The 16400-nt window shown below is 62.1% G+C and carries 16 protein-coding genes; 4 read left to right on the top strand and 12 right to left on the bottom strand.

All coding sequences use genetic code 11. The features are described from left to right. Window positions 1-99: 99 nt before the first annotated feature. The 5 genes from OSJ75_RS00080 to OSJ75_RS00060 form a co-directional block, all read right to left on the bottom strand. Window positions 100-1386, bottom strand: coding sequence for a DUF6638 family protein (locus OSJ75_RS00080; RefSeq protein WP_267226001.1), 1287 nt, complete (start codon window positions 1384-1386; stop codon window positions 100-102). Further along, window positions 1386-3296, bottom strand: a complete 1911-nt coding sequence (locus tag OSJ75_RS00075; RefSeq protein WP_267225998.1) for an AAA family ATPase — start codon at window positions 3294-3296, stop codon at window positions 1386-1388. Before OSJ75_RS00075 ends, OSJ75_RS00080 begins: the two co-directional genes overlap by 1 nt. A gap of 1 nt (window position 3297) precedes the next feature. Further along, on the bottom strand, window positions 3298-4446 hold the full coding sequence (locus OSJ75_RS00070) for a hypothetical protein (protein WP_267225996.1): 1149 nt from the start codon (window positions 4444-4446) through the stop codon (window positions 3298-3300). 3 nt (window positions 4447-4449) lie between these two features. Continuing rightward, the gene (locus tag OSJ75_RS00065; RefSeq protein WP_250018550.1) at window positions 4450-5538 is read right to left on the bottom strand and encodes a hypothetical protein; all 1089 of its coding nucleotides are present in this window, start codon (window positions 5536-5538) and stop codon (window positions 4450-4452) included. 115 nt (window positions 5539-5653) lie between these two features. Continuing rightward, the gene (locus OSJ75_RS00060) at window positions 5654-6241 is read right to left on the bottom strand and encodes a thymidine kinase (RefSeq protein ID WP_267225994.1); all 588 of its coding nucleotides are present in this window, start codon (window positions 6239-6241) and stop codon (window positions 5654-5656) included. A gap of 188 nt (window positions 6242-6429) precedes the next feature. Here OSJ75_RS00060 and OSJ75_RS00055 point away from each other — a divergent pair, with 188 nt between their 5' ends. From OSJ75_RS00055 to choV, 3 genes are all read left to right on the top strand, one after another. Next, on the top strand, window positions 6430-7374 hold the full coding sequence (locus OSJ75_RS00055) for a choline ABC transporter substrate-binding protein (RefSeq protein WP_267225992.1): 945 nt from the start codon (window positions 6430-6432) through the stop codon (window positions 7372-7374). Between the two features lie 79 nt (window positions 7375-7453). Beyond that, window positions 7454-8296, top strand: coding sequence for a choline ABC transporter permease subunit (gene choW / locus OSJ75_RS00050; RefSeq protein ID WP_250018547.1), 843 nt, complete (start codon window positions 7454-7456; stop codon window positions 8294-8296). Next, the gene (choV, locus tag OSJ75_RS00045; RefSeq protein ID WP_267225989.1) at window positions 8293-9333 is read left to right on the top strand and encodes a choline ABC transporter ATP-binding protein; all 1041 of its coding nucleotides are present in this window, start codon (window positions 8293-8295) and stop codon (window positions 9331-9333) included. The genes choW and choV overlap by 4 nt, the downstream gene beginning before the upstream one ends. Window positions 9334-9336: 3 nt before the next feature. On the opposite strand, the gene OSJ75_RS00040 is transcribed toward choV, so the two are convergent. The 6 genes from OSJ75_RS00040 to OSJ75_RS00015 form a co-directional block, all read right to left on the bottom strand. Then, on the bottom strand, window positions 9337-9618 hold the full coding sequence (locus OSJ75_RS00040; protein WP_250018545.1) for a hypothetical protein: 282 nt from the start codon (window positions 9616-9618) through the stop codon (window positions 9337-9339). A 77-nt stretch (window positions 9619-9695) separates the two neighbouring features. Beyond that, window positions 9696-10529: a dipeptide ABC transporter ATP-binding protein gene (locus tag OSJ75_RS00035; RefSeq protein ID WP_250018544.1), complete on the bottom strand. Its 834-nt coding sequence runs from the start codon at window positions 10527-10529 to the stop codon at window positions 9696-9698. Then, window positions 10526-11383 carry an ABC transporter ATP-binding protein gene (locus tag OSJ75_RS00030; protein WP_267225985.1) on the bottom strand — a complete coding sequence of 286 codons (858 nt, stop codon included), beginning with the start codon at window positions 11381-11383 and terminating at the stop codon, window positions 10526-10528. The genes OSJ75_RS00035 and OSJ75_RS00030 overlap by 4 nt, the downstream gene beginning before the upstream one ends. Window position 11384: 1 nt before the next feature. After that, window positions 11385-12296, bottom strand: coding sequence for an ABC transporter permease subunit (locus tag OSJ75_RS00025; protein WP_250018542.1), 912 nt, complete (start codon window positions 12294-12296; stop codon window positions 11385-11387). 12 nt (window positions 12297-12308) lie between these two features. Then, a complete protein-coding gene (locus tag OSJ75_RS00020; protein ID WP_250018541.1) occupies window positions 12309-13313 on the bottom strand; it encodes an ABC transporter permease subunit in 1005 nt (334 codons plus the stop codon). A gap of 121 nt (window positions 13314-13434) precedes the next feature. Continuing rightward, complete coding sequence (locus OSJ75_RS00015; protein WP_250018540.1) at window positions 13435-15042, bottom strand: ABC transporter substrate-binding protein; 1608 nt, start codon at window positions 15040-15042, stop codon at window positions 13435-13437. Window positions 15043-15399: 357 nt separating this feature from the next. Here OSJ75_RS00015 and OSJ75_RS00010 point away from each other — a divergent pair, with 357 nt between their 5' ends. Then, window positions 15400-16161, top strand: coding sequence for an SDR family NAD(P)-dependent oxidoreductase (locus tag OSJ75_RS00010; protein WP_250018539.1), 762 nt, complete (start codon window positions 15400-15402; stop codon window positions 16159-16161). Window positions 16162-16209: 48 nt separating this feature from the next. Here OSJ75_RS00010 and OSJ75_RS00005 read toward each other — a convergent pair. Continuing rightward, window positions 16210-16400: hypothetical protein (locus tag OSJ75_RS00005; protein ID WP_267225978.1), on the bottom strand; the 191-nt coding region annotated here is incomplete at its 5' end.

Below are 16400 nucleotides of genomic sequence, written 5' to 3'. Positions count from 1 at the left end.
CCAAGTCCATAAGGCCGCTATGACGGCCTCTTCTGCAATCTCAAATAGGATGTTTTGAAACCATCGACAACGACTTTGGGCGGCTTTGGCCGCAGCGCCCTAGGAAGCGAGCCCATAGAGCTTCTTCCGCAGCCCCTCCTTGTCCTTCAAATACATCGTCTTCAGCATGTCGACGACATGGTGCTGGTAGTTCGGGCTCCAGTTTCGATAGTCGGAATAGAAGCCCGGCTTGTTGAACACGTAGCGCGAGAGGAAGTCCCAGGGCACGAAATCGCTGATCAGCTGGTTGACCAGCCAGGCGTCCGGATGGCGCGGCAAGGCCCTGATCAAGAGGAAGCGCCGCAGCGGATCGACCTCGTTCATGTCGATGCGCCCGTTCTGCGCGAGGTCGCGTTTGGCTGCATTGAGGAAGGGCCATGTTCCGTCATGATTGATGAGGCTGGCATTGGCATGGATCCAGGTCTGCAGCCAGATGCGGTCGATCCTGCCCAGGTCGCGCTCCGGTTCCAGCGCATGGATGAGATGGCGGATGACCATCTCGCCCCGGTTTTCCAGATAGCCGGATTGCTCGATCCAGGACGCGCGCGGCAGCTCGATGCGCGACGTCACCGCCAGGAACTGGAACACCTGCTCGGCATCCTTGATGGAGATGTAGTCCACCTGCCAGGGCCGCGAACGGCGAAAACCCGGCGCCGACGGATCGCCGATGACGGTCGTCCTGTTATCGTCGACGAAGACGTAGAGCCCGCCGAAATGGCTGGTCCAATAGGCCGAATGGCGAAACAGCACCTTGTCCGGCACCAGCGAATTCTCGCGGATGTCCCCGGCCACTTTGGCGAGCTCGACCATGCGCTCCAGCATCGCATCGTCGCGCCATGCGTCCGGCTCGTCCTTGAGCCTGTCGACCAGAAGGCGCAGCTCCGCCGCCTGGCCCATGACGTTCTGGGCGGAAAGGACGCGGAATTCGACCTGATTGATCGAAAGCAGGTCCTCGATATCGTTGACGATCGAGACGCTGTCCTCGATCTCGCCATAGATGACGTCCTTGATCGTCAGGGCATTGATGGCGCGCGCATTGCTGGTGAAGAACTCGTACATCAGTTGCGACGTATTGGAGAACTGCGTGTGGACGACCGGGAGCGGCGCCTGCGCGGGCGTCAGGATGATGAAGCGCCGGTTGACGCCGTTGGGGTCGAGATAGGCCGGGTCCTTCAGTTCCGCCGCCACCTGCGGCGAAAAGCCGGTCCTGTCGATATCGAAGGCTTCGAGCTTCGTCGCCGGCAGGCCGAAGGACGCCAGCGCCCTGTTATAGCGCTCGACCAGATGCGGCTGGTCCACCCGCAGCAGCCGGCCATAAATCAGCTCGTTTTCGTAAAGCAGGTCCATCAGGCGTCCCACCGCCCCTCGGTCTTCAGCGTTTCGATCTGCTTCACCGCCCGCTCGCGCAGGCGGGCATCGCGGATCATCTTTTCCACCGCCGCATCGTCCGAACGATCGGAATAGCGGAATTCGGAATCCGCATAGCGATTGGTTTCCTGAAGCACCATTTCCATCGTGAAGGGCTGGCGCAGTTCCTCGATCATCGCCTTCTTCTCATCATAGGATTTGCGCATGAAAGTTTCCGGCCGTTCGAACCATTCGTCCGGCAGTTCGATATCCATTGCCCGCATCTTGATCGCATCCGTCACATTCTTGATCGCCCGGCCGGTGAAGCGCGGCTCGCGCTCCTTGATCATGTGCAGATATGTGCCGATATCGGCGATGGTCTCCGGCTCGCCATGTTCGGCGATGAACCGTTCATAGACCAGCCGCATGCCCTCCTCCTGCGGCTTCGACAGGGTTTCATAGGCCGTCTGCACCGCGCGCTGGATCTGCTGCGCCTCGAAGAGCTGGTGCTCGCCCAGCGGGATCTTGTGGTTCTTGCCGGCGAGCAGCGCGAATATGTCTATATAATCGTCGCGCGTCTGCGGCCCGTCCACCAGCCAGCGCGCCCCTGCCCGCTGGCGCAGCGCATCGTCGACATTCTCGGGATAGTTGGAGAACATGCCGAAGCTGCAATTGCCGCGCACGACGGTCGAGGCGCCGGCGAAGGCATCCATCAGCACGCCGGTGATCTCCTGCTGGCCCGACGAGGCGCGGTCGTCCGAGCGCTTTGCCGCCACCTGGTCGATGTCGTCGATGGTGCCGAAGCCGATGATGCGCGGATTGAGCACATTGGTGATGAACTGCCGGCAATTCTGGCCGGACTTGCCCTGATAGGAGGAAATCTGGTCGACGCCGAAATTCTCGTAGTGGAAGGCATAGCCCGCCACCTGGCAGTAATCATTGAGCAGCCCGGCGATCATCTGGATCAGCGTCGTCTTGCCGGTGCCGGGCGCGCCATCGCCGATGAAGGTGAAGAGGAAGCCGCCGAGTTCGACGAAAGGATTAAGCTGCCGGTCGAAATCATAGGCCATCAGCATCTTGGCGAGCTTGAGCGACTGGTATTTGGCGATGTGATTGCCGACGACCTCTTCCGGCTTGCGGAAGGTCATGACCAGCGGCGTGCGCTTCTTCGACGGCGCGACGTCGAAGCCGTCCAGGGTGAAATCGTCGCTGTCGAGACGAAGATGTATGGATTCGAACACGCCGAGCCCCTCGAACCGCCCCTTGCGCTGCAACAGCGCCTCGATCGCCTGCGCGGCGAAGCCCTTGGCGTGGAGCAGCATGCCGGCCTCGTCCGCCGTGCCCGCCATGGCGCGGTCGAGCCCGGCGATCACGGATTTCAGCGCGTCCTGCGCCGTGTCGAAGGTGAATTCCGGCTCGGCGATGTCATTGGCGGGCTCGCCATCCGCCTCGATGAACTGCGCCAGATAGGCCGCGAGCGTGAAGGCGGCGATATAGGACGCCGCCGAGAGAAGCCGCTTGAAATGGGCCGCGTCCTCGCCTTGCAGCGGCGCGGAGGCATTGCGCGCCCGCAGGCTTTCGAAATCGCTCTGCCGCGCGAAGATGTCGGCCACCGCAAGCGCAACGGCGACGCCCCGACGGGCGCGGAAGAGCAGCGTGTGCTGCGTGATCGACAGCATCTGGTCGTCGGGCCGCACCGACTGGATCGTCCGCGCCAGTTCCACCTCGCGCGTCTTGCGCAGGCCGCCGGTCGAAACCGTCGATACGAAGCGCCGGCCCGTCCCGGCGATCTCGGCCGGGCCCCTGCCTTCGCCCGTCTCGACGGCCACGAAGCGCGTCACGATCGATTGGGCGGTGGCGAGATGCCTGGCGATGTCCTTCTCGTCGATCGTGGTCAGGCCGATATCCATGTCATACCCCGCTGATTACCTGGCCATTCGACAATATATGCGTCTGGAAACCGGTGAAAATGGTCGATGCTTCACCGGATGCGTAGAGCGCCTGATAGGCCTCGTGCGGCACCAGCGCATGTTGCTCATAATGGCTGACGCCCTGCCGCGCCGCTTCGAGATCGTCGGTATTGATGTGGAACACCTCCTGCGAGGGTTCGGACGACCACAGCCCGCGGCGGCCGGGCTTTTCGGCGGTGGAGAACACTTCCTGCAAGGTCCAGGTGAGGAGCCAGGCATCCTCCGGCCTGCGCACCTTCGCCAATACTTCCGCCACGCGCTGATTATGTTCGGTGATCCCGGCCGTATAGAACGGCCCAAGCACGATGCGCCGCAACTGCTTTGGGTGCAGCTCCGGAAAGTCCTTGTCGAGGCTGGTGGCGATGGTGACGGGCGACAGCGAATAGGCGGAGTTCCTGGCGGCGAAATCGTCGAAGCGCCGCGCCAGTTCCGGGTTGAGCAGCCCGCCGACGGGCAAGGGTATCCTGACGTCCGTATTGAGCTTGCCGTCGCGCACCAGCGTATCGACCATGTCGCCGGACGAATCCTCGACCACGGCCATGTAGACCAGCGGCAGGTTGGACGTGCCGTCGAACGCGCCCCAATGCACGACATAATAGGGCCGGCCCGTCTTCGGATTGACCGCGACCCGGATGGTGACCGGCAGCAGGAAGGGCGAGAACACCTCGCCCTGCTGCACCGTCTCGAGATAGACCCGCTCGGCCATCGACTTCTGCAGCTCGGCCGGAAACACCCGGTGGCGCAGGATGAAATCCGCCATCTCGGCCCGCAGGCTGTCGGCGTCAGGGATCGAGGCCAGCCGCCCGGCCGCGCCCTTCTTGTCGTTCTCGAGTTCGAGCACATTCTGGAACACCGGAAACCCGCTATCCGACCGCGAGATGCGGAAGCGTTCGGTGAAGCCGATGCGATTGCGCCAGCACTCGAACGAAGCGGTCAGCCGCTGCAGATATTCGGCGACCGTCTGCGCCACGAGATCATGCTTGTTGAGCGGGGATTCCCGATTGTTCAGGAACACCGACAACCCTTCCAGCGCGGCGCGGATAGCATCGAAATAGCGCTCCGCAGCCGTCAGTTCAGCAGACTGAGCCATGGATCAGCTCTGCACGTAGTCCGCTGAATTGTGCTTTTTCAACACTTCGGCAAAACGCCGCGAAAAGGCGTCGTCGGCCAGCTTCTTGCGGCGCTGGATGTCCTGCGAGCCGACCATGTTCTTTTCATGCATCTCAAGGAGATCGCCTATATGCTTCTGCGCCGCGGCGCCGACACCGGCCATCGTCTCCTCGGCTGCCGTGTCGACCTGGCTGCCAAGTGTATTGATCTTGTGGGCGACATCCTGCTGCGCCGCCGTCTTCAGCGAATCCTCCAGCGCCTTGTAGAGCACGATGCGCTGTTCCGTATCGATGGTCAGCTTGTTGATCAGCGTGCTCTGCGCCGCGATCTGGTTGTTGAGCGAATCGACGAAAGTCTGGAACATTGACGTATAGCGCTCCAGTGTCTGGCTTTCGGCCAGGAGCTCCTGCTCCTTGGCCTGCCTCTCATTATATTCGGTCGCGAGCTTGGACCGCTCGCCCTCGAGCTCGGTTCGCGCGCCCTGGTCCGTCGACGAGGCGATGCGGTTCTCGATGTCGAGGAGCTGGGGATTGAGTTCCTCGATCCGCTTCTGCGTCGCCTCGAGCTCGGCGATCGTCGCCTTGCGGCGCTCGATCACGGCGGAGAGGCTGGTTTCCGAAGTCTTGTAGCGCTCGTCGAGAACGTTCTTCTGTTCGCGCAGGATGCCGACGATACGGTCGGATTTCGACAGGAGCTCCTGCAGGTTTCCGGCGAGCGACATATTGCGCACGCGGTCCGAACGCAGCCGCTGCTGCTTCGACTTCGAGAAGATGCCGACGAATTTTTCCCAGCCGGAATAGCCCTTCATGCTTTCGAACTCGGCGCCGAACACGTTCGTGGCGTCCTCGAGGCCGATGATGAGGTCGGCGATATTGCCTTCCATCACCTTCTGCTGGCGCAGGACGTCCTCGATGCGGGCGTTCTCGATGTCGAAATCCGGCGCGCCGATGCGGGCGTCGGTCTTGGCGAATTGATCGAGCACGACGCTGGACTGGTCGATCTTCGTCCGCATCTCCTTGACCATTTGTGAGGTTTTCTCGATTTCCGAATCGAAATTCTGCAAACTCGCCATACATGTCTCCCCTTATCCACGGCCACAAACTATCAATCGGCGCGTCAATTGCATATAGGCTGCGCCGCTGCCGCGCGAAAAGAAATACAATTATAATTTGGCTGGGCGACCCGAATCAGGGCGCCGTCATGCGCCCGGTCTCGTCTTCCCAATGCCTGCGGCAGAGCGAGACATAGACCGACTTCTCGATTGCCACCTGCGCCCCCTCGGTCAGCGCCTTGCCTTGCTGGTCGCGCCGCACGACCATCGTCGCCTTGGCGCCGCAATGGCAGATCGTGCGGATTTCCCGCAGCGTATCGGCGATGGCCAGCAATTCCGACGATCCCGGAAAGAGCTTGCCCTGGAAATCGGTGCGCAGGCCGAAGCACATGACCGGGATGTTCAACCGGTCCGCCACGCGTCCCAATTGCCATACCTGCTGCCGCGACAGGAACTGCGCCTCGTCGATGAAGACGCAGCTCAGCGGCGCCGCGGCGTTCGCTGCCTCGATCCTTGCGAACAGATCGTCTTCCTCGCGGTAGAGTTCCGCCGGGGCGCTGACGCCGAGCCGCGAGACGATCCTGCCGACGCCGTCCACCGCATAATGCGCGGCGGTGAACAACATCGTCCTCATGCCGCGCTCCTGGTAATTATAGGAGGCCTGAAGCAGCAGCGTCGATTTGCCGGCATTCATTGCCGAATAGCTGAAATAGAGTTTTGCCATGCCCGCTTTAACCAGACTTGCCGCGCGGCTTGAACCTCGCGTCAACCGTCGCCAACAGCTTTTGTCGGAATATCAACAACTGTCGCGATTTGACGCGTTTTATGCGCGCCTATGCTTGAACACCCGGCCGATTGATGCTTGGTTCTGACAATTGAAAAATCCGGAAAACGCCGGAAGGGGAGAACCAGATGAAAATCACGTTCAAAACGACAGTCGCCCTGGCGGCGCTCCTGGCCGCGAGCCCGGCGGCCCTCGCGGCGGAACCGGAATCGTGCAAGACGGTGCGCTTTGCCGATGTCGGCTGGACCGACGTCACGGCGACGACCGCGGCAACGACCGAAGTGCTGAAGGCGCTCGGTTATTCGACCGATATCAAGGTGCTCTCCGTGCCCGTCACCTACGCCTCGCTTGGCAAGAAGGACATCGACGTCTTTCTCGGCAACTGGATGCCGACCCAGTCGGCCGACATCAAGCCCTATCTGGACAACAAGACCGTCGAGGACCTCGGCCCGAACCTGACCGGCGCGAAATACACGCTCGCCGTGCCGCAATATCTCCACGACAAGGGCCTGAAGGATTTCAAGGACATCGCCAAGTTCAAGGATGAGCTCGGCGGCAAGATCTACGGCATCGAGCCCGGCAATGACGGAAACCGGCTCATCCTCGACATGATCGCCAAGGACCAGTTCGGGCTGAAGGACTTCCAGCTGGCCGAATCGTCCGAACAGGGCATGCTCGCGCAGGTCGCCAAGGATACCAAGAGCGAGAAGCCGATCGTCTTCCTCGGCTGGGAACCCCATCCGATGAACTCCAACTTCAAGCTCGCCTATCTTTCGGGCGGCGATGACGTCTTCGGCCCGGATTTCGGCGGCGCCATCATCCACACCAATGTGCGCGCCGGCTTCACGGCCGAATGTGCCAATCTCGGCAAGTTCCTGACCAATCTCAAATTCAATCTGCAGATGGAAAACGAGATCATGGGCAAGATCCTCGACGATGGCGAGGATGCGGCGGAAGCGGCCACCGACTGGCTCAAGGACAATCCGGCGATCCTCGATCAATGGCTGGCCGGCGTCACCACCTATGACGGCAAGGAAGCCCTTCCCGCCGCCAAGGAAGCTCTCGGCCTCTAACCGCCGGAGCACTCAAACTTGTCATGGGCCGCCCCGCGGGGTGGCCTTTTGATCCTATCATGCAGGGGGACAATTCGGCTTGGACTGGTTGACGGAAGACAAGATACCCGTCGGGAAGACGGCGAAGGCGCTTGTTGATTGGCTCACCACCAATTTCGCGGGCTTTTTCGACGGGCTCGCGCTCGTCATGCAGGGTTTCATCGACGCGCTGATGTTCGTGCTGAAATACCCGCACCCGTTGATCATGATCGCCATCTTCGCCGCGATCGCCTATGCCCTGCGGCGCTCCATCGCCGTTTCGCTGCTGACGATCCTCGGCTTCCTCTTCATCCTCAACCAGGGCTACTGGAGCGAGACCATGGAGACGCTGACCCTGGTGCTCTCCTCCTGCATCCTGTGCATGGGCATCGGCGTGCCAATCGGCATCCTCGCCGCGCACCGGCCAAAATTCTACGCCGCGATCCGTCCCATTCTCGACCTGATGCAGACATTGCCGACTTTCGTCTATCTCATCCCGGCCATCGTCTTCTTCGGCATCGGCATGGTGCCGGGGCTGCTGGCAACGGCGATATTCGTGCTGCCGGCGCCGATCCGCCTCACCCATCTCGGCGTTTCCTCGACGCCGATCCATCTCGTCGAAGCCGGCGAGGCCTTCGGCGCCTCGTCCAGCCAATTGCTGTGGAAGATCGAACTGCCCTACGCCATGCCGCAGATTCTCGCCGGTCTGACGCAGACCATCATGCTCTCGCTCTCCATGGTGGTGATCGCCGCCCTCGTCGGCGCCGACGGCCTCGGCGTCCCGGTGGTGCGGGCGCTCAACTCGGTCAACACCGCGCTCGGCTTCGAGGCGGGCCTCGTCATCGTCGTGGTGGCGATCGTGCTCGACCGGATATTCCGCCCCGGCAAGGAGCACGACCAATGACCGCGATAACGCTCGACAACGTCTCCATCGTCTTCGGCAAGCGCACGGAGGCTTCGCTCGCCCTGGCCGACCAGGGCAGGAGCCGCACCGAGATACAGGCGGAAACCGGCCATGTGCTCGGCGTCCATGATTGCTCGCTGACCATTGCCGAGGGCGAAATCCTGGTGCTGATGGGCCTGTCCGGCTCCGGAAAATCCACCTTGCTGCGGGCGATCAACCGCCTCAATCCAATTTCGCGCGGTTCCGTCGTCGTGCACAATAATGGCCGGTCCATCGATGTCGGCAAGGCCGACAAGCCGACATTGCGCGACCTGCGCAAGCATCTGGTGTCGATGGTGTTCCAGCAGTTCGGGCTTTTGCCGTGGCGCACTGTCGAGGAAAATGTCGGTTTCGGGCTCGAACTTTCGGGCGTTTCCCGTGCCGAACGCGCCGAGGCCGTCCGCCAGCAGCTTGAACTCGTCAATCTGAAGGATTGGGCGGACCGCAAGGTCGGCGAGCTTTCAGGCGGGATGCAGCAGCGCGTCGGCCTTGCCCGCGCCTTTGCCACGGGCGCGCCGATCCTTCTCATGGACGAGCCGTTCTCGGCGCTCGACCCGCTCATCCGCACCCGGCTCCAGGACGAACTCCTGAGCCTGCAGGAGCGTCTCAGGAAGACCATCGTCTTCGTCAGCCACGATCTCGACGAGGCGATGAAGATCGGCAATCGCATCGCCATCATGGAGGGCGGCCGCATCATCCAGTGCGGCACCGCGCAGGATATATTGATGCGCCCGGCCAATGAATATGTGGCGGACTTCGTCGCCAACATGAACCCGCTGGGCGTGCTGACCGCCGCCGACGTGATGGTCGAGCTCGACCGCAGCCGCGCCGGGCGGCCCTTTGCGGCGACGGCCCGGCCAGAGACGCCGATCCGCGACATCATGCAGGCGATCGCCAGGAACAGCGGCGATGTCGGCGTGGTTCACAACGGCGCTATTCTCGGGATGATCTCGGCCGACGACATCGTGCGCGGCCTGCTGAAGCACCAGAAGAACTGAGGATCACTGATCCTCGGCCTCCTCGCCAGCCCCGTCGCCAGCCTCCTCATCGGACTTGCCGGCGGGCTGCCAGCTCGTGGGCGATACCTTCTTCTGCGTGCTGGAATCGGTGAACACCCACCAGCCCGCATCCGTCTCGTCCCATTGGCCGCCGCCGGCCTTCAGGCGCTCCAGCGAGCGGTACTGCCCGATCGACTGGTTTTCCTGGCCATCCTCGTCGGTCCAGAAAATCTGGATCTTGGAGCCATCCGTGGGTGCGGTCGATATCGGCTGACGGTCGGTCATGCGCTTCCTCCTGCTTGTCTGGCGCCCGGCCCTTGCGAGGCCCGGCGCCAGAAGTGAAGGATAAACCGCGCGCTAAATCAAGCGGCAGCTTTCTTTGCGGCGATGCGCGCGCGGATGCTGTCGACGTCGGACTTCGGCGTCGCCGCGAACAGCGTCTTGGTATAGGCGTGCTGCGGGTTGGAGAAAACCTCGTCCCGCGTGCCATATTCGACGACCTCGCCGTAATACATCACCATCACCTCGTCGGCGATGTAGCGCACCACCGAAAGGTCGTGGCTGATGAACACATAGGTGAGGTTGAACTCGTCCTGCAGATCGGCCAGCAGGTTGAGCACCTGCGCCTGCACCGATAGATCGAGAGCCGAAACCGGCTCGTCGAGCACCAGCAGGCTGGGGCTGAGCATCAGTGCCCGCGCGATGGCGATGCGCTGCCGCTGTCCGCCGGAAAACATGTGCGGATAGCGATTGTAATGCTCCGGGCCGAGGCCGACCTTGACCAGCATCTGCATGGCGAGTTCGCGCCGCTCGGCAGCAGTCTTGTTGGTGTTGAGCAGCAGCGGCTCCCCGAGCACCTCGCCGATCTTCTGGCGCGGATTGAGCGAGCCATAGGGGTTCTGGAAGATGATCTGCACCTTGCGGCGCATCTCGGACGTCACCCGGTCGCGGGCGATGTTGATCGCCTTGCCGTCGATCAGGAGTTCGCCGGAGGTCTGCGGGTCGATCAGCGTCAGAATGCGGCCGAGCGTGGACTTGCCGCAGCCGCTTTCGCCGACGATGGCCAGCGTCTTGCCCTTTTCGAGCTTGAAGCTGACGCCCTTGACGGCGTGCACCGTCTTGGCCGCGCTGAACAGCCCGCCGCCGACGTGATAGTCGCGGACGATATTGCGTCCCTCGAGTACGATCTCGCTCATGATGCAGCTCCTGCGCTTTCGGCCTCGTGCTTCATGAAGTCGGCCACCGTCGACAGCCGGTCTCCCGTGGCATTTTCCGGCAATGCCGAAAGAAGCGCGCGCGTATAGGGATGTTTGGGCGATTCGAACAGCGAAAGCACGTCGGCCTCCTCCATCTTGCGCCCCTTATATTGCACGATCACCCGGTCGGCGGTTTCGGCGACGACGCCCATGTCATGGGTGATCATGATCAGCCCCATGCCATGCTTTGCCTGCAGCCCGACCAGCAGGTCGAGGATCTGCTTCTGGATGGTGACGTCGAGAGCGGTTGTCGGTTCATCCGCAATCAGCAGCTTCGGATTGCAGGCAATGGCGATCGCGATCATGACGCGCTGGCATTGACCGCCCGACATCTGGTGCGGGAACGAGTTCAGCCTTTCCTCCGGCGAAGGAATGCCGACCAGCTTGAACAGTTCGATGGCGCGGGCGCGCCGCGCCTTCTTGTCCATCTTCATGTGCACGCGCAGCACTTCCTCGAGCTGGAAGCCGACGGTGAAACATGGATTGAGGCTGGCTATCGGCTCCTGGAAGATCATGGCGACGTCGCGGCCGATGATCTCGCGGCGCTGCCTGCCGTTCATGGCGAGCATGTCATGGCCGTCGAAGCTCATGCTGTCCGCGGTCACCGTCGCCGTCTTCGGCAGCAGGCCCATCACCGCGAGCATGGCCACGGACTTGCCGGAACCGGACTCGCCGACAATGGCGAGCACTTCGCGCGCGTCGACCGAAAGGTCGATGCCCTGCACCGCCATGAACTGGCCTGAACTCGTTTCGAAACCTACCGAGAGGTTCTTTGTTTCGAGCAGCTTTGGCATGTCAGCTCCTCTTCAGTTTGGGGTCGAGGGCATCGCGCAGACCGTCGCCGACGAGGTTGATCGCAAGCACGGTGACGAGGATGGCAACGCCCGGGAGCGTCACGACCCACCACTGGCCGCTGGAGATGAATTCACGGGCATCGGCAAGCATCGTGCCCCATTCGGGTGTGGGCGGCTGCGCGCCGTAGCCGAGGAAGCCGAGGGCCGCTGCATCGAGGATGGCGTTCGAGAACGACAGGGTCGCCTGGACGATGAGCGGCGCCGTGCAGTTCGGCAGGATGGTCTTGAACATGAGCCGCAAATGGCTGGCTCCCGCCACCTTGGAGGCGATGACATAATCCCTGGTCTTTTCGGACATCACCGCCGCGCGGGTCAACCGCACGAAATGCGGCTGGAACACCAGCGCGATGGCGATCATCGCGTTGATCAGGCCCGGTCCGAGCACGGCGACCAGCACCAGCGCCAGCAGCAGCGACGGGAAGGCGAGGATGATATCCATCAGCCGCATGATCAGCGTATCGACCCAGCCGCGGAAATAACCGGCGACGACGCCGATGACGATGCCGCCGACCAGCGCGATCGAGGTCACGATGACGCCGATGAACAGCGAATAGCGTGCGCCATAGATGAGGCGGGACAGGATATCGCGGCCGACCGCATCGGTGCCGAGAAGATAGGATGCGTTGCCGCGTTCCTGCCAGACCGGCGGAAGCAGCACCGCGTCGCGATATTGATCGGCGGGGCCGTGCGGCGCGATCCACGGCGCGAGGATGGCGACGAGGACGAGCAGCAGGAAGAAGACGAGGCCGATGACGGCGCCGCGATTCTCGGAGAAGTAGTACCAGAATTCGGCGAGCCGGCGTCGGAGCGAGGAATCGGTGGACACGCCACCATGAACGGTTGTTTCTGACATGACCGTCTCCTTTCAGTGGCGAATGCGTGGGTTGATGAGACCGTAGAGCAGATCCACCACCAGATTGACGATCATGATGGTCGCCGCGATGATGAGAAGCGCTCCCTGGATGACCGCATAGTCGCGGCGGCTGACGGAATCGACCATCCATTTGCCGATGCCGGGCCAGGAAAAGATCGTCTCGGTCAGGATCGCACCGGCAAGCATCACGCCGACCTGCAGGCCGATGGTGGTGACGACCGGTATCATCGCATTGCGCAGCGCATGGACGCCGATGACGCGCAGCGGCCCGAGGCCCTTGGCCCGGGCGGTGCGCACATAATCCTCCGAAAGCACCTCGAGCATTGCCGAGCGCGTCTGGCGCGCGATGACGGCAAGCGGAATGGTGCCGAGGACGATGGTCGGCAGGATCAGATGGCTGACGGCGGATTTGAACGCGCCGGTCTCGCCGGAAAGCAGCGAGTCGATCAGCATGAAGCCGGTGACCGGCGGGAAGAAGAACATCAGCGAGATGCGGCCCGAGACCGGCGTCCATTGCAGCGTGTTCGACACCAGCATGATGAGCAGCAGGCCCCACCAGAAGATCGGCATCGAAAAGCCGATGAGCGCCGTACCCATGATCGCCTGATCGAAGAAGGAGCCGCGCTTGATGGCCGCGAAGACGCCCGCCGGAATGCCGATGATCACCGCGAAGAGGATGGCGCAGACAGACAGTTCCAGCGTCGCGGGGAAGAGCTGGAAGAACTGGTCGAGGACCGGCTGCTTGGTGACGATGGAGGTGCCGAAATCACCGCGCAGGACGCCCCAGAGATAGTCGAAATACTGGATGACGATGGGCCGGTCGAAGCCAAGATCGTGCATCAGCGCCGCATGGCGTTCCGGCGACATGACGCGCTCGCCCGAAAGCAGCGCCACCGGATCGCCCGGCAACAGGCGGATGAATGAAAAGGCGATGATCGACACCCCGACGAAGGTCAGGAACATGACGGCCACGCGCCCCACGAAAAATTTTAGCATTGTCTACCCTCTAGCCGCTGACGTGCGGCGCTGCTTGCCCTTCGCCTTTTGTTTTTTCTGCGCGGGAAGCAAAGAAGGGATGCCCGGCAACCGGGCATCCCTCAGATTGTTGTAACCCTTTTTATTCGACGATGTCGACACCGTCGAAGGCAAAGTCGCCGAGCGGGCTCTGATGGAAGCCCTCGACGCCCTTGCGCATCGGCACGACCGACAGCGAGTGATCGAGCGTCGCCCACGGTGCTTCCTTCTTGAAGACAGCCTGGGCCTGCTTGTAGAGAGCGGTACGCTCTGCCACGTCAGTCGTTTCCTTGGCCTTCGTCACCAGCTCGTCGAATTCCTTGTTGCACCATTGTGCACGGTTGTTACCGCCGACGGCATCGCAACCGAGGAGTGTGTCAAGGAAGTTGTCCGGATCGCCATTGTCGCCGGTCCAGCCGAGGATGACGGCGCCATCGCGGTTCTTGTCCTTCGACTTGTCGAGATATTCGGCCCATTCATAGGACACGATCTCGACCTTGACGCCGACCTTCTGGAAGTCGGACTGGATCAGCTCGGCGGCACGGCGTGCATTGACCATGTACGGGCGCGCGACCGGCATTGCCCAGACCTTGAGCGTCAGGTCCTTGACGCCTGCTTCTTCGAGCATCTTCTTGGCGGCTTCCGGATCGTACTTGTCGTCGACCGTCGCCTCGTCATAGGACCACATCGTCGGCGGGATCGGGTTCTTGGCAGGCGTTGCCAGGCCCTGGAACACGCCATCGACGATGGCCTGCTTGTTGATCGCCATGTTCAGCGCCTTGCGCACTTCCACCTTGTCGAAGGGGGCCTGCGTGGTGTTGTAGGCGAAATAGGCAACGTTCAGGCCTTCCTGTTCCGCAACCTTGAGGTTCGGATCGGCCTTCATCGAGGCGACGTCGCTCGGGTTCGGATAGGGCATCAGGTGGCATTCGCCGGCCTTCAGCTTCTGGTAACGCACCGAAGCGTCGGTCGTGATCGCGAAGACCAGATCGTCGATCTTCTGCTTGCCGCCCCAGTAATCCGGATTGGCCTTGTAGCGGATGACGGCATCCTGCTGGTAGCCGACGAAGGCGAACGGCCCGGTGCCGAGCGGCTTCTGGTTCAGCTGGTTCATGGCGCCGTCGGCCTGGAGCTTGTCGGCATATTCCTTCGACATGATGGAGGCGAAAGGCATCGCGACATTGGCGAGGAACGGAGCTTCGCGGCGCTTGAGGGTGAATTTTACCGTCATGTCATCGACCTTTTCGATCGACTGCAGCAGTTCCGGCAGGCCCATGCCCGCGAAATACTCCCACGACGTGCCGGTGACATATTTGTTCCAGGGATGATCGGCCTTCCACTGGCGCTCATAGGAGAAGATCACATCGTCCGCGTTGAGGTCGCGGGTCGGCGTGAAGAAATCCGTGGTCTGGAACTTGACGCCCTTGCGCAGCTTGAACGTATATTGGAGACCGTCGTCGGAAATCTCCCAGCTTTCCGCCAGGCCGGGGATCGGCTCGGTGGTGCCGGGCTTGAATTCCAGCAGGCGGTTATAGACCGTATGGGCGGAGGCGTCGAACGTATTGCCGCCCGTATAGAGGCCCGGATCGAAACCTTCCGGCGATGCTTCGGAGCAATAGACAAAGGTCTTGGCCGAGGCCGCGCCCATCGTCATACCGCCGGCGAGCACTGCAAGCGCCGTGGCCGCAATGAGTTTCTTGTAGGTATTCATGGTGTCCACCTTCAGAGGTTTTTTGTTGCAGGCCCCCATGCCCGCAATCGAGCGTGCATGGAAGCCTTTGCCATGTCGCAATGCAAGCAGATTCCTTCGCAGTCAACCCACACCAATAATCATAATGTGGAATTCTGGGAAAATGCCCCTTGGAAAATCGAAAAACAGTGGATTCCACTAAATCTCCGTCCAATCCACCGTCGCTCCCGTGCCGATCGGGGGCATTTTGCCCCGCCTGAGCGCAAAACCGGAGCGCAAAGCCGAGCTGTGGGCGCCAAGCCGGGCGTTTGTCCAATCCACTCCGTTCGTGCTAGTCGAAATCCATGAATGCGGCCCGCAAATGACAGGAGAGCCCAGGTGAAGCTTGACGGACAGACGGCAATTGTGACGGGCGGCGGCTCGGGCCTTGGTGCAGCGACGGCGCGGGCGCTGGCGGCGGCGGGTGCGCGAACCGCGATCGTCGATATCAACATCGAGGCGGCGACGGCGCTGGCGCAGGAGATCGGCGGCATCGCCGTCGCGTGCAACGTCGCCAGCGCCTCCGAGGCCGAGGCGGCCATTGCCCGGATCGGCGCCGAGCTCGGCACGCCGCGCGTGCTGGTGAATTGCGCCGGCATCGCCAATGCCGGCCGCATTGTCGGCCGCGACGGCCCGCACGACCTCGAGCTTTACCGCCGCGTGATCGAGGTCAATCTGATCGGTTCGTTCAACATGATGCGGCTCGTCGCCGACGGGGCGGCCAAGCTCGATCCGCTGGAAGGCGGCGAGCGCGGCGTGATCATTTCCACCGCCTCCGTTGCCGCTTTCGACGGCCAGATCGGCCAGGCCGCCTATGCCTCCTCGAAGGCCGGCATCGCCGGGCTGACGCTCCCGGCGGCGCGCGAACTCGCCCGTTTCGGCATCAGGGTGATGGCCATCGCGCCGGGCATATTCGGCACGCCGATGCTGCTCGCCATGCCGCAGGAGGTGCAGGACTCCCTCGCCGCCTCGATCCCCTTCCCTTCGCGGCTCGGCAAGCCCGAGGAATATGCGGCGCTGGCGCTGCACATCATCGACAACCCGATGCTCAATGGCGAAACCATCCGGCTCGACGGCGCCATCCGCATGGCCCCGAAGTGATTGGCGCGCCTCCCTCTCATGGCCCTGCTGGTGGGATAGATTTTCGGCCTAAAAAAATATTTCGCCCTGCAAGCTACTGATTTCGCTCATTCTTCCCCCCGGCACGCAAAAAAACTTATCCCCCCTGTTTGAAGCCGGGGTATTCTGCACAAATCCTTTCCGGTGGGGGAGCAGCTTCCGGTGCTGTTTCGATTGCTGGGGAAGGGTGGCGTTGCCGGATAGTCGGAAGTGACAACCCC

This window comes from Phyllobacterium sp. 0TCS1.6A (assembly GCF_026420825.1).
In the GTDB taxonomy this organism is placed as follows: domain Bacteria; phylum Pseudomonadota; class Alphaproteobacteria; order Rhizobiales; family Rhizobiaceae; genus Phyllobacterium.
This window is presented reverse-complemented; position numbering and strand designations above follow the sequence as displayed.